Source organism: Mucisphaera sp. (assembly GCF_965279675.1).
Classification (GTDB): Bacteria; Planctomycetota; Phycisphaerae; order Phycisphaerales; family Phycisphaeraceae; genus Mucisphaera.
Window position 1 is genome coordinate 185,948 of the sequence record NZ_CBDIIJ010000002.1, and the last position, 13,045, is coordinate 198,992.

Consider the following 13,045-nt stretch of genomic DNA (forward strand, 5'->3'; position numbering starts at 1 on the left):
TCCCGCCTCAGGCTCGTGTTGGATCAAAGCAGGTTGATGGTGGGTTGTGGGGGTTGTTTAGCCGAAGGCTGTTGGGCCACCGTAGCCGAAGAGGATGTAGTAGAGGTCTTTGAAGAACTTGGCGAGGAAGAAATTGAGGACGATGATGGCGATGAAGGAAGTGACGAACGCGTCGGTGGCGGCTCGTCCGACGCCTTGGGCGCCGCTGCCGCAGTGGAAGCCCTTGTAGCAGGCGATCATGCCGATGGCGAGGCCGAAGATGAGGCTCTTGCCGAGTCCTGTGAAGATGTCCCAGTTGCCGATGAATCGGCTGGCGAAGTCCCAATACTCGCGAGCGTCAACGCCGAAGCCGTTGACACAGACGAGGTGACCGCCGTAGACGCCGAGGAGATTCGAGAAGACAGTGAGTATGGGGACCATGACGACACAGGCTAGGACGCGGGGTACGACGAGGTAGTCGATGGGGTCTGCGCCCATGACTCTGATGGCGTCGATCTGTTCGGTGACTTTCATGGATCCGAGTTCGGCGGAGACGGCTCCGCCTACGCGTCCTGCGATCATGACGGCGGCGAGGACGGGTCCGATCTGTCGGAGGACGGAGACGCCGATGATCCCGCCTAGTCTGGATTCCTGTCCGATGGCGGCGAACTGGTCGTAGGCTTCGACGCCTAAGACGGCGCCGACGAAGAGTCCGACGAGCATGACGACGGGGATGGACCTGGTGCCGACGGAGTAGAACTGCGGCATGAGGAGGGCGAGTCGGCCACGGCCTGTGAACCATCGTCCGGTCCACCAGGTGGCGGCGAGGCAGAACTGGGTGAAGATCCCGAACTGGGCGATGTTGTACTGGATGGCTGCGCCAAACCCCGCGAGCTGCCTGATCATCGGCTTATTCCTGCGGCTCGGATGGGGCCTGCGGGAGGGTGCGGGCCCGTGGGTGGGTGCTTCGGGCAGACGGTCCGTGCGATAGGGTTGGAACCAACCAAGGGTGCCAAGGGTGAGCAACGGGGCTCGAACCCGCGACCTCCGCGACCACAACGCGGCGCTCTAGCCAACTGAGCTATGCTCACCATGTTCCGCAAGGGTTGCCTGCGGGTCGCTGAGTTTAGCGGGATGTGGTGCGGCGGGTCAATCGTTGGGCGGGGGGTGGCGGGATGGGGTATTTTATAGGATCGGGTGGGCGATCGAGCCCCCCTGCTGCTGTGAGCCTTGTCCCCTTCTGGAGATGACCTGAGATGCTGCGATTCCTGATGTTGGCTTGTGTGTTGGTGGTGGCTGGTTGTGAGTCGATGGAGGATGTGACCTTTGACGAGATGTTGAACTTCGCTCACGGTCAGGACGTGGAGCAATTCACGTTTGATACCGGTGGCGCGGCGAATCTGGAGGGGCTGGGAGCGTGGCGGGTGGACCTGACCCGGGGTGGTGCCTTCAAGCTGAGACATACGATGAACGGTGAGACGACGGATTACGATTTCGGGTCGCTGACAGATGATCAGGCGTCGAATCTGTGGGCGGTGGTGGATCGGCTGCCGTTCAACAAGCTGTCGAAGGGTGCGGGGACGGCGACGGGTGGCGAGCCGACGTACTTCTTCGGCTGGACGGTGGATGGGAAGGCACAGACGGCTGAGATCCCAACGGTTGAGGCGCTTCAGAACCAGGGTGTGGCGGCGATGGTGAACGTGCTTGAGCCGCTGATTGCTGCGGAGACGGGTCTGCAGGTTCAGCTGGACTGATTTTGATGGCCTGTTGCGTGACCTGCTATGTTTAGGGGTTGGGTGATTTTTGAGCCTGAAAGGATTCGAGCGATGAGGCTTCAATGGTTAGGTATGCCGCTGGTTCTGGTGGTGCTGATGGCGTCGCTGGGTGGCTGTGGAGGACAGCCTGTTTACGTGTATTCGGATGAGGGGGTGCTGCTGCCCAAGCAGGCTGGGTCCGGTTTGGTGCCGAGGCTTGAGGATGCCTGGCTGATCCCGGATGTGCCGATGCCGATCGGTTTTCAGCCTGTGACCTCGCAGTGTTTTTCCAAGACCGATGGGGTGATGCGGACGGTGACCCATGTGTATCAGGGTCGTACGCACACGAGTGATGCGGTGAAGTTCTATCGGCAGAATCTGCGTGATCCGGAGCTGGGTTGGGTGTTTGAGGGGATTGGGAGGACCGAAGACGGGGTTCAGATCCTGGATTACACGAAGGGTCCGGAGGCGATGCAGATTCGTATCGTGACGGAGTTGGGATTAACGACGGTTCAGATTGATATCACGCCCCGTGAGTTTGCTGTCGGCGTGTGATTGTTGTGTGTTTACCTTTTGAGTTGAGACGCTGATTTATGGCCAAGAGCCCACCGACCGAGCCTGAAGCACCTGAGAGTCTGCACGAGATCTGGTGGACCAATCTGCAGGTGCTGTACACGAAGCACCGGAACAAGATTGCGGCGGGCCTGTTTATTGCGGCGGCGGTTTTTGCGGGGCTGTCGTTTTACAACGAGCGACAGCGTCAGGTGCGCGAGGATGCATGGGGTCGGCTGGCGACGGCGACGAGTCCGGCGAGTTTCCGGAATGTGGCGGAGGATCATGCGGATCGGGATGTGGCCCCGCTGGCGTCTCTTTATGCGGCTGATCTGCTGATGGCAGAGGTGAATGGTCTGCGTCAGGCGGATGAGGCCGGTGCGGATGTAGAGGGATCGCTGGCGGAGGCGGGGCGTTTGTATCAGCAGGCGTTGGATTCATCGGAGCATCCCTTGGTTGAGATCAATGCTCGGCTCGGGCTGGCTTCGGTGGCTGAGAGCCGTCAGGCGTGGGACGAGGCGGTGCGTCAGTACGAGGCCGTGAAGACGCTGGCTGGGGAGCGGTTTCCGTTTCTGACGACGATGGCTGAGCAGCGGCTGGCGGTGGTTCCGCAGCTGCGAGAGGGCGTGGTGATCGCGGCGTCGTCGATTCTGGATGAGCTTGGGATCGGGACGGATGCCGGCGAGGAGGGGGCGGCTGAGGAAGTGGTTCCTGAGGTTTCTGACGAGCCGGCGGCTGAGACGCCCTGATCGGGCGGAGACGTTATGTCATCGGGTGATCGTGATCTTCGGCCGGCTCTTGAGGGCTCACGGCCTGAGCATGATGTTGATGCATGGGAGGGTGAGGGTGGTGAGGTTCTGAGCTATCGGCTGTCGAAAGATGCGGCGCTACGGCTAGATTTGTATGTGCAGAATCGGATCAAGGGGTTCAGTCGGAATCAGGTGCAGAAGCTGATTGGTCTGGGGGCGGTGACGGTGAACGGGAAGGAGGCGAAGCCGAGCCTGAAGCTGAAGGAGGGGGACGTGGTGGAGATTCGGACCCCGCCTAAGCCGGGGAAGGAGATCAGGCCTCAGGCGATGGATCTGGATGTGTTGTACGAAGACGATGATCTGATCGTGTTGAACAAGCGTGCGGGGGTGGTGGTTCATCCGGCGCGGGCTTATCTGAGTGGGACGTTGTTGAATGGGCTGGCGCATCACTTTCTGGTGACGGGGCAGGCGACGGAAGTCACTGTGGAGGCGGGTGAGGCTGGGGGCGATGATGAGGAGGACGTGACGCTGGTGCCGGGGCTATCGACGGTGGGCGGTCACGAGGCGCGGCCCGGGGTGGTACATCGGCTGGACAAGAACACGACGGGGGTGATTGTGTTTGCGAAGCGGGATGCCTCGCATTGGTTGATCTCGCGGCAGTTTGAGAAGCGTACGAATCTGAAGGTGTATCTGGCGGTGGTTCATGGATCGCCTGAGCATGAAGCGGGTGTGATTGACCATCCGATCGGGAAGCACCCGACGATCAAGGAGGCTTATTGCATTCAGGCGGAACCACATGGGAAACCGAGCCTGACCCTTTACCGGGTGCGGGAGCGTTATCAGGGTTACAGTCTGGTGGAGTTGGAGTTGAAGACGGGGCGGACGCATCAGATTCGTGTGCATCTGTCGTATCTGGGGCATCCGATTGTGGGGGATCTGCTGTATGGGGGTGAACCGGTGGGGTTGGCGGAGTTGGATGCCCCGCCTGTAGCGGCGGGGTTCCGGCCTTATGTGAACTATGCGCGGCCGAAGGAGGAGGGGCAGAAGATGGAGACGGAGGCGGCAGAGCGGGAGGATCTGGTGATTTGTCATCCGGCGCTGCACGCGACGCTGCTGGGGATTCGTCAGCCGACGACGGATCGGCCGATGCGGTTTACGGCGCCGGTGCATGAGCCGATGCGGCGGTTGATTGGGATGCTCCGGGAGCGGCCGGCTCAGGGGAAGGTGGTGAGCCGGGGGGCACACGTTGATTTAGACGAGGCGGTGCCGGTGGAAGGGTGATGGGCTTTAATCTGAATCCGTATTGAGGCTGGGTTGCCAGATGGTTTCGGGGTGGTTGTCTTCGAGGTTGGCGAGGCGGGCGAGGGCGAAGAGGAGGTCCGAGAGGCGGTTGGTGTAGATGATGGCGAGGGGATGGATGGTTTCTGCCTGGGCGAGTTGGACGAGGAGTCTTTCAACGCGTCGGCAGATGGTGCGGGCGTGGTGGAGTCGGGTGGCGACTTCGGACCCGCCCGGGAGGATGAAGGTTCTGAGTTCGGGGACCTGGGCGCTGGCGTGGTCGATGGCGGCTTCGAGGCGGTCGATGTGGGGCTGGGTGAAGGCGGGGAGAGCGGACTGTGTGGCTTCGGAGGTGTTGGGTGGGGTGGCAAGGTGGGCGCCGAGGTCGAAGAGTTCGGCCTGGATGCGTTTGAGTTCGGACGTGATGAAGGTGTGTTTATCTTTGGGGCAGGCGGCGAGGACGAGTCCGAGGCAGGCGTTGGTTTCGTCGATCCCGCCATAGGTTTCGACGCGGAGGGCTGCTTTGGGGACGCGTTCGCCGCCAAAGAGTGAGGTGGAACCGTCGTCGCCTGTTCGGGTGTAGAGCTTCATGGGGTCCTCGTGTCTGGCTTACGGGTCAGACGCGGGTGGGTCTGGTTCCGAGTGCGTGTTCGAGGACCTGGTTGGTGTTGTCCACGAAGCGGAACTGTAGGCGTTTGCGGACGCGGGGGTCGATCTCTTCGAGGTCTCGTTCGTTTTGCTTGGGGAGCAGGACGGTTTTGACGCCTGCGCGTTCGGCGGCGAGGGTTTTTTCCTTGATCCCGCCGACCGGCAGTACCTTGCCGCGGAGGGTGATTTCGCCGGTCATAGCGACGCGGTGTTTGACGGAGCGGTTGAGGAGGAGGGAGGCGATGGCGGTGAACATGGCGGTGCCGGCGGAGGGGCCGTCTTTGGGGATGGCGCCGGCGGGGACGTGGATGTGGAGGTCGGTCTTGCCGAGCTCTTCGGGGTCGTAGCCGAGTTCGGCGGCTCGGCCGCGGAAGAGGGAGAGCGCGGCGGAGGCGGACTCTTTCATCACGTCGCCGATCTGGCCGGTGAGTTGGAGGTTGCCTTTGCCGGGGAAGGCGGCGGCTTCGACGTAGAGGACTTCGCCGCCGACAGGCGTGTAGGCGAGGCCGGTGACGATGCCTGGTGGTTTGGTGCGTTCGTCGATTTCGCGGATGTACTTTTCGGGTCCGAGGGCAGCGCGGACGAGGTCGGGGGTGACGGAGCGGCTGTCGGGTTTGCCGTTGGCCTTGGTTTTTCGCGCTCGTTTTTTGGTGGGTCGCACAGCGACTTCGGCGGCGACGGATCGGCAGACTGAGGCGATCTGTCGGTCGAGTTCGCGGACGCCGGCTTCGCGGGTGTAGTGTTCGATGACTGTCTTAACGGCGCTGGCCTGCCAGCGGCATTGGTTGCGTTTGAGGCCGTGTTCTTTGAGTTGGCGGGGGATGAGGTATTTGCGTGCGATGGCGGACTTGTCGTGGTCGGTGTAGCCGGGGATGTCGATGACTTCGAGCCGGTCGTGGAGGGCGGGCGGGACGTTGCCCATGTAGTTGGCGGTGGCGATGAAGAGAACGGAGGAGAGGTCGAAGGGGACGTCGAGGTAGCGGTCGACGAAGGCGTTGTTCTGTCTGGGGTCGAGGAGTTCGAGGAGTGCGGAGGCGGGATCGCCTCGGAAGTCGGCACCGAGTTTGTCGACTTCGTCGAGCATGAGGACGGGGTTGTTGGTTCCGGCGCGGCGGATGGCCTGGATGATGCGGCCGGGCATGGCGCCGACGTAGGTTCGTCGGTGTCCTCGGATTTCGGCTTCGTCGCGGACCCCGCCGAGGGAGAGCCGTGCAAACTGTCGTCCCATGGCGTCGGCGATGGACTGGCCGAGTGAGGTTTTGCCGACGCCTGGCGGGCCGACGAGGCAGAGGATGGGCCCGCGGCTGACGGGGTTGAGTTTGCGGACGGCGAGGAACTCGATGAGGCGTCGTTTGACCTTGTCGAGGTCGAAGTGGTCGCGGTCGAGGATGTCGCGGGCCTGAGTGAGGTCGAGGTTTTCCTCGCTGGCCTTGTTCCAGGGGAGGTCGGCGATGAGTTCGAGGTACGTGGTGATGACGGCGTGCTCGGGGCTGGCGGGCGGGATGGCCTCCAGTCGGGTGAGCTCGCGGGTGGCTTCGGTGAGGACTTCCTCGGGCGGATCGGCTTCGACGATGCGTTCGCGGAGGAGGTCGACGAGTTGCTCGCCTTCACCCCCCTCTTCGCCGAGTTCCCGCTGCATGGCCTTGATCTGTTCTTTGAGGAAGAAGCGTCGCTGGTTGTCGCCGATGGCGGTTTCGACGTCTTCCTGGATCTTCTGCTGGAGCTGGGCGAGCTGGAGTCTTGAGGAGACGTGGTGGTGCATCGCGCGGGCGCGCTTGGCGACGTCTGTCAGTTCGAGGACGTCCTGCTTCTGTTCGACGGAGAGGTCGATGTTGGCGGCGAGGAAGTCGGCGAGGTTGCCGGGTTCGTCGATGTTGAGGAGGACGGTGAGGGCCTGCTCGGCTGCGTTGGGTGAGAGCTCGATGAGCTGGCGGGCCTGCTCGCGGAGCTGGGCGACGGCGGCGTCGAAGGCTTTACCGGTGCCGGGTTTCTCGGCGGGGACTTCGGTGCGGGCGCGGAGGTAGGGCTTGTTCTTGACGGTCTTGAGCATGCGGACCCGTTTGAGTCCGTGGACGATGATGGAGAGGTTCTCGTCGGGCTGGCGGACGAGTTTGAGGACCATCGCGGCGGTGCCCATTTCGTAGAGGTCGTCGACGCCCGGCTCGTCTTCGGTTTCTTCGCGCTGGGTGAAGAGGCCGATGATCTTGCTCTTGGAGAGGGACTCGTCGAGGAGTTGGCGGGAGGAGGCGCGGCCGATGGAAATGGGGGTGATGGTTCCGGGGAAGACGACGGTTCCGCGGAGGGGGAGGATGGGGAGGATGTCTGGGATGGGCGGGGAGCCAGAGGCGTCGCCGGCTTCGTTGGCGGCTTTGATGCGGCTGGCGTCGGAGAGGACGCGGGCCTGTCTTCGGGAGACGGGCGTCTTGCGTGCGCGTTTGGGGCGCGCGGGCGTTTTCTTCCTGCCGGTTTTTTTGGTGATCTTCTTCTTGGCGGCCACAACTACTCCGGGGTGCGGGCGGTGTTACTTGCCCGGTACTGTCTTGGGGGTTTGGGGGGTCTGCGCTTTGGGTTGGTCTGTGGTTTTCTGCAGCAGGGGCAGGGTCAGTTTGAGCAGCCCGTGCTGGTAGGTTTGTGTGATGCGTTGGGTGTCGATACGGAGGCCGATCTCGATGACGCGTTGGAAGGGTCCGTGGTCGATTTCCATGGTTTCGATGCGTGTCTGCTCGGAGGGTGCCTGCGTCTGAGGTTCCGGGCAGGGCCTTTCGCCTTTGATGATGGCGTAGCCGTCTTCGAACTCGATCTCGATGGAGGCCGGGTCGGTGCCGGCGACGTCGAGGCAGACGTGGATGGCTCCGGGTGTGCGGAACAGGTTAATAGGGGGCGACCAGGAGGAGCCGAAGGAGCAGGCCTCGTCGCCACGGAACCAGAGATTTTCGGGCAGGTCGTCCATGGTGGTCCTAGCTAGCCCATCGTAACGGACTGGCCGGTAGAGGTCAGGGGCGTGTGGGTATGCTTCTGGCTCCCGGGGAGGCTGCTGCCTAGGATGATGAGTTCCCACCATTTGAGCCTGGAGCCTAACCTTGACCATGACCGACAGTTTTGTGACATCTGGCCACGACCGCTCTGTGCCTGTTTCGGCCGCGATGCCTGACGTTCAGGGCAGTCTTGACGAGCGTAACATCGCGATCAACCAGGTCGGCGTGAAGGGTGTGCGTTATCCGATCACGCTGGTCGATCCGGCGACGGGTGGCGAGCAGCACACGGTTGCGATGGTGAACATGTATGTGGGGCTGCCTGCTGACCAGAAGGGCACGCACATGAGCCGTTTTCTCGAGGTACTCAATGCGCATCACCGGTCGATCCGATCGGATGATGTGATGGCCATGTGCCGTGAGATGAAGAAGCGGCTGGGGGCGGATGAGGCTCATCTGGAGCTGACGTTTCCGTATTTCATCGATAAGGCGGCGCCTGTGACCGGACAGGTGGGCAAGCTGGACGTGGAAGTGACTTTCACCTGCACGAGTGGGGCAACGGATGACTTCGTGCTGGGGGTGAAGGTGCCGGCGACGAGCCTGTGTCCGTGCTCAAAGGAAATCTCCGAGTACGGGGCGCACAACCAGCGTTGTGAGATGCTGGTGGAGGTGCGTGTGGCGGAGGGTGAGGTGATGTGGGTGGAGGATGTGGTGGCGGTGGCCGAGCGTGCGGCGAGCACGCAGGTGTTCTCGGTGCTCAAGCGGCCGGACGAGAAGTATGTGACCGAGGCTGCCTATGACAACCCGAAGTTCGTGGAGGACACGGTGCGTGATCTGGCGCTGGGTCTGGAAGCGGAGGAGCGGGTGGTTTGGTACCGGGTGAACAGCGAGAACTTCGAGTCGATCCACAACCACAATGCGTTTGCGTGTATCGAGCGGGACAAGCGGGGCTGATTCATTAACAATTTGATCCATGAAAAAGCCCGAGCGTTTGCTCGGGCTTTTTTGATGCGCGGGTTGCGGTGGGCCTAGTTATCGTTTTCGAGTCCCTGGAGGAACTGGAAGTAGGGGGCGTCGGCGGAAATCATGAGGGTGGTTTCTCGGCCGAGGCTCTTGCCATAGCTTTCGAGGGTTCGGAGGAAGGCGTAGAACTCGGGGTCCTGGCCGAAGGCGTCTGCGTAGATGCGTGTGGCTTCGGCGTCGGCCTGACCGCGGATGATTTCGGCGTCGCGGTTGGCACTGGAGGTGATCTCGGCGAGGTCCCGCTGGGTTTCGCCCTGGATGCGAAGGGCTTCGCCTTCGCCTTCGGAGCGGAACTGTTGAGCGACGCGCTGGCGTTCGGTGATCATGCGGTCGAAGACGCGGGCCTGGACGGAGGGGACGTAATTGAGTCGCTTGATGCGGACATCGACGAGGACGATGCCGTACTGTCCCATGCTGCGGCCAGCCTCAGCGAGGATGCGGCCTTCGAGTTCTTCGCGGCCGCCCTTCTCGGCGGGGTCGATTTCGGTGGCGACCATGACCTGTTCTGCGGCTTCGGATTGAGGTATGCCTGACCAGCTGGATGAGCGGACGATCTGTGCGAGTCCGGTGCTGGAGACGGCGTCGCGGACGACAGAGTCGATGACGTCGTCGAGGCGAGACTGGGCGCCGCTTTCGTCGCGGACGGATTGGAGGAAGAGCAGGGGGTCGACGATGCGCCAGCGGGCGGTGGTGTCGATCTGGATGAACTGTCGTTCGAGGGTGGTGATCTGGTTGGGGTCGCCATCCCAGGCGAGGAGTCGTTTATCGAAGCGGCGGACTTGATCGACGAAGGGGACTTTGATGTGGAGACCAGCATCGGTGATGGGTTGTCCGACAGGGCGACCAAAGCGGAGGATGACGGCCTGCTCGGTTTCATCGAGGGTGTAGAGGGATGATCCGGCGAGGATCGTGAGGAGGACGACAACGATGGCGATGACGGACTGGATCATCAGCGGGCTCCTCCCGTGACGGGGTTACCGGCTTCGGGGTTGAGGTTGAGGAGGGGGAGGGGTCCGGCCTGGCCGGATTCGATCACGAAGATTTTGCCGACTTCGGGGAGGACGCGGTCGATCATTTCGAGGTACATGCGCTGTCGGGTGACCTGGGGGTTGCTCTGGTAGGCCTCGAGGAGGGCGAGGTAACGGTCGGTTTCGCCACGAGCGACGTTGACGCGTTCGGCTTTGTAGCCTTCGGCCTGGGCGATGAGCTGCTGGGCTTCGCCTTCTGCACGGGCGAGGATCTGGTTGCGGGAGCGTTCGGCTTCGTTGATGGAGCGTTCGCGTTCCTGCTGGGCGGCGTTGACGTCGTCGAAGGCGGGCTTGACGCGTTCGGGTGGGAGGACGTCCTGTAGTTCGACGGCGGTGATGGTGAGGCCGATGTCGTAGGCTTCGAGGGCTGTCGAGAGGTCTTCCTGCATGCGGTTGGCGATGGAGACACGACCGACGGTGAGGGCGTCGGCGCCGATACGGTTGCCGACGATGCGGCGCATGGCGGCTTCGGAGATGTCGCGGAGGGTTTCAACGGGTGCCCGGACGGAGTGGAGGTACTTGACCGGGTCGGTGATGCGGTACTGGACGACCCATTCGACGTCGATGACGTTGAGGTCGCCGGTGAGCATGAGGGAGACGTCGAGGTCGGCGGCGGTCTTTTCGAAGCTGGATCGTTGGCCGATGTTGGTGGTGGTGAAGCCGAATTCCTCTTTCTGGACGCGCTCGGTGGGGACGAAGGTGGCGGTCTCGATAAAGAAGGGGAGTTTGAAGTTGAGGCCGGGGTCGGCGACGCGGCTGACCTCGCCGAAGCGTTTGACGACGGCTCGGCCCTCAGTGGCGACGGTGTAGATGGAGGTCCAGATGCCGACGCCGACCAGGACGATCAGGATGAAAATGGGTGTGAAGCCGGCCCCGTAGCGTTTCCAGAGGAGTTGGAGCACTTCTGCGGGGTCGATGTCGGGCTGGTTGCCGAAACCGCCTGGGGTTCTGGCCATGGTTTGGGTCCTCTCGAACAGCGTTGCGAACTGTGGAGTGTAGTCGGGTTTGGGTTCTCGGCCTTGCAGACAGGGATGGTTGTTTTCCCGCAAGCGTGTTGGGTTGGCGGGGGTCGCTATCTTGTGGGTCCATGAGCGAGGCTGGTGTCGGCATCCCGGAGCAGGTGGTTCGTCGTCCGCTGTGGCGGAATCTGAACTTCACGCTGATGTGGACCAGCACGGCGGCGTCGGGTTTTGGGGATCGGATTCTGATGCTGACGGCCTGGGTGCTGCTGGGTGGATTGGCGGTCGGGACCGACTCGACGAGTCTGAAGGCGGGGATCAGCTTTGCGTTCTTTGCCCCTTACATCCTGTTGAGTTTGCCGGCGGGGTGGCTGGCTGATCGGCTGCCACGGAAGTGGATCATGCTGGCGTGTGATCAGACGCGAGGGCTAGCGATTCTGCTGGGCTTGTACTGGCTGGTTGGGGCGACGGGTTCGGCCCATGTCGCTGATCGTTTTCATTCGCAGGTCATCATCGTGGTGGTGATCGCGGGGGCTTGTGCGGCGACATTTAACCCGGCTCGGAATGCGGTGGTGCCGGAGATCATTCCGAGGGCTCAGCTTCAACCGGCGAATGCGGTGATTCTTGGCATCAACGTGGTGGCGTCGATGTGTGGGATTCTGCTGTTCAATGCGATCACGGATGCGGACAGCATCGAATCGGTGAAGACGGGGCTTTGGCTGTGCGCGGGTTTTTATCTGATCTCGGGCTGGTTCTTTGCATTTTTGCGTCCGATTCCGCATCAGCGGGTGGCTCAGGGGACTGCGTCGCGGTCGCTCTGGCCGGGCGTGGTTTACGCGCTGAGGCACAAGCGGCTGCTGGTGCTAATGGGGTTCAACATTCTTCTGTGGGCGGCGGGGGCGATGGTCTTCAGTGCGGTGCCGGGTCTGGCGCGGACGCACTTCGGGCTGACCGGGGATGAGCAGTTGAGTTTTGAGGCGATTGTGAGCGCGGCGGTTGGTTTGGGGATGTTGGTTGGGGCGATTGTGATTGGGACGCTGGGGCGTCGTCGGGAGTCGACGATGACGCTGATGGTGGCGACGGTGCTGCTGGGTGCGGTGCTGGTGTCGTTGTCGCTGGTTCCGGTTTATGGGTTGTCGGTGATGCTTGGTTTTCTGGTGGGGGTGTTCGGGAACATCGCGATCGTGACGACGATCACAACGATCCAGTGTCTGACGCCTAATTACATCCGGGGGCGGGTGATGGGGCTGACGGCGCTGACGAACACGATGGTGAGTGTGGTCACGTACTTCGTCATCTGGCGGGTGCCGGAAGCGGACACAATCATTGTGATTGCGTTGGGGGTGATGGGGACGGTCATGGTGCTGGTGGGACTGGCAGGGCTTTGGACTCACATGAGTCGTGGGCCGATGGAAGCGGATCGTGTGGCCAATGGTTTCTGGCACTTTGTGCGGTGGTACACGCTGATCTATCACCGTTGTCGTTGGGTGGGCCGGTATCGGGTGCCGAGTGAGGGGCCGGTGATTTTTGCGGCGAACCACACGACGGGGCTGGACCCGCTGGTGATGCAGGCTGGGTGTCTGCGGCGGGTGCGGTGGCTGATGCTGACGAGTTATCTGTTCTGGTTTTTGGGGCCGCTTTGGCGGTCGATCAAGCCGATCGCGATGGATTACGGGGAGAACAACACGGGTCGGATCAAGCGTGTGGTGACGGTGCTGAAGGAGGATCGGGACGTGGTGGGGATCTTTCCGGAGGGGTCGCTGCAGCGGACGGAGCGGGTGCTGGCCCCGCTTAAGCCTGGGATCGTAATGATTCAGCGGCGGTCGGGGGCGCCGATTCAGCCGATCTGGATCGACGGGACGCCCAGGAAGCATGCGATGCTGTGGCACTTTTTCTGGCCGGGGCGGGTGACGGTGGTTTATGGGGAGGTTTGGCGGCCGGAGGAGGGTCTGTCGACGGAGGCGTTTCTGGAGGAGCTTCGGTGTCGGATGGAAGCGCTTGAGGCGGAGGTGGCTGGGGCGAAGCTGCTGCCTTGTAATGGGTAGTGTCCTGGGTGGAGGTGGCTGGTGCTCGCGGTCGGGCGGGTGCGTGAGCTAGACTGTT

Annotated in this window: 12 protein-coding genes and 1 tRNA gene; 6 read left to right on the forward strand and 7 right to left on the reverse strand. The window is 62.3% G+C overall.

Features of this window, described 5'->3' with window-relative positions; genetic code table 11:
* Positions 1 to 57 precede the first annotated feature (57 nt).
* Both ACQZAB_RS00690 and ACQZAB_RS00695 read right to left on the reverse strand, forming a co-directional pair.
* Positions 58 to 885: an MlaE family ABC transporter permease gene (locus ACQZAB_RS00690; protein ID WP_428386260.1), complete on the reverse strand. Its 828-nt coding sequence runs from the start codon at positions 883 to 885 to the stop codon at positions 58 to 60.
* A 111-nt stretch (positions 886 to 996) separates the two neighbouring features.
* Positions 997 to 1,070: transfer RNA gene (locus ACQZAB_RS00695), tRNA-His, on the reverse strand.
* A gap of 165 nt (positions 1,071 to 1,235) precedes the next feature.
* Here ACQZAB_RS00695 and ACQZAB_RS00700 point away from each other — a divergent pair.
* The 4 genes from ACQZAB_RS00700 (at position 1,236) to ACQZAB_RS00715 (ending at position 4,315) form a co-directional block, all read left to right on the forward strand.
* A complete protein-coding gene (locus ACQZAB_RS00700) occupies positions 1,236 to 1,733 on the forward strand; it encodes a hypothetical protein (RefSeq protein ID WP_428386261.1) in 498 nt (165 codons plus the stop codon).
* A 72-nt stretch (positions 1,734 to 1,805) separates the two neighbouring features.
* A complete protein-coding gene (locus ACQZAB_RS00705; protein WP_428386262.1) occupies positions 1,806 to 2,288 on the forward strand; it encodes a hypothetical protein in 483 nt (160 codons plus the stop codon).
* Positions 2,289 to 2,326: 38 nt separating this feature from the next.
* The gene (locus ACQZAB_RS00710) at positions 2,327 to 3,034 is read left to right on the forward strand and encodes a hypothetical protein (protein ID WP_428386263.1); all 708 of its coding nucleotides are present in this window, start codon (positions 2,327 to 2,329) and stop codon (positions 3,032 to 3,034) included.
* 15 nt (positions 3,035 to 3,049) lie between these two features.
* Positions 3,050 to 4,315 carry an RluA family pseudouridine synthase gene (locus ACQZAB_RS00715; RefSeq protein WP_428386264.1) on the forward strand — a complete coding sequence of 422 codons (1,266 nt, stop codon included), beginning with the start codon at positions 3,050 to 3,052 and terminating at the stop codon, positions 4,313 to 4,315.
* 6 nt (positions 4,316 to 4,321) lie between these two features.
* Here ACQZAB_RS00715 and ACQZAB_RS00720 read toward each other — a convergent pair whose 3' ends face one another.
* From ACQZAB_RS00720 to ACQZAB_RS00730, 3 genes are read right to left on the reverse strand one after another with little or no spacing between them, the layout of a single operon-like run.
* The gene (locus ACQZAB_RS00720) at positions 4,322 to 4,903 is read right to left on the reverse strand and encodes a cob(I)yrinic acid a,c-diamide adenosyltransferase (RefSeq protein ID WP_428386265.1); all 582 of its coding nucleotides are present in this window, start codon (positions 4,901 to 4,903) and stop codon (positions 4,322 to 4,324) included.
* Between the two features lie 25 nt (positions 4,904 to 4,928).
* Complete coding sequence (gene lon / locus ACQZAB_RS00725; protein ID WP_428386266.1) at positions 4,929 to 7,457, reverse strand: endopeptidase La; 2,529 nt, start codon at positions 7,455 to 7,457, stop codon at positions 4,929 to 4,931.
* Between the two features lie 24 nt (positions 7,458 to 7,481).
* Positions 7,482 to 7,910: an Hsp20/alpha crystallin family protein gene (locus ACQZAB_RS00730; protein ID WP_428386267.1), complete on the reverse strand. Its 429-nt coding sequence runs from the start codon at positions 7,908 to 7,910 to the stop codon at positions 7,482 to 7,484.
* Between the two features lie 136 nt (positions 7,911 to 8,046).
* Between ACQZAB_RS00730 and folE2 the strand changes: the two genes are divergently transcribed.
* The gene (gene folE2 / locus ACQZAB_RS00735; RefSeq protein WP_428386268.1) at positions 8,047 to 8,886 is read left to right on the forward strand and encodes a GTP cyclohydrolase FolE2; all 840 of its coding nucleotides are present in this window, start codon (positions 8,047 to 8,049) and stop codon (positions 8,884 to 8,886) included.
* A 74-nt stretch (positions 8,887 to 8,960) separates the two neighbouring features.
* On the opposite strand, the gene hflC is transcribed toward folE2, so the two are convergent.
* Both hflC and hflK read right to left on the reverse strand, forming a co-directional pair.
* The gene (gene hflC, locus ACQZAB_RS00740; protein WP_428386269.1) at positions 8,961 to 9,905 is read right to left on the reverse strand and encodes a protease modulator HflC; all 945 of its coding nucleotides are present in this window, start codon (positions 9,903 to 9,905) and stop codon (positions 8,961 to 8,963) included.
* Positions 9,905 to 10,939: an FtsH protease activity modulator HflK gene (gene hflK / locus ACQZAB_RS00745; protein WP_428386270.1), complete on the reverse strand. Its 1,035-nt coding sequence runs from the start codon at positions 10,937 to 10,939 to the stop codon at positions 9,905 to 9,907. The genes hflC and hflK overlap by 1 nt, the downstream gene beginning before the upstream one ends.
* Before the next feature lie 131 nt (positions 10,940 to 11,070).
* On the opposite strand from hflK, the gene ACQZAB_RS00750 reads away from it, so the two are divergent.
* Positions 11,071 to 12,987 (forward strand): MFS transporter, encoded by a 1,917-nt coding sequence (locus ACQZAB_RS00750; protein ID WP_428386271.1) that lies wholly within the window; start codon positions 11,071 to 11,073, stop codon positions 12,985 to 12,987.
* Positions 12,988 to 13,045 lie beyond the last annotated feature (58 nt).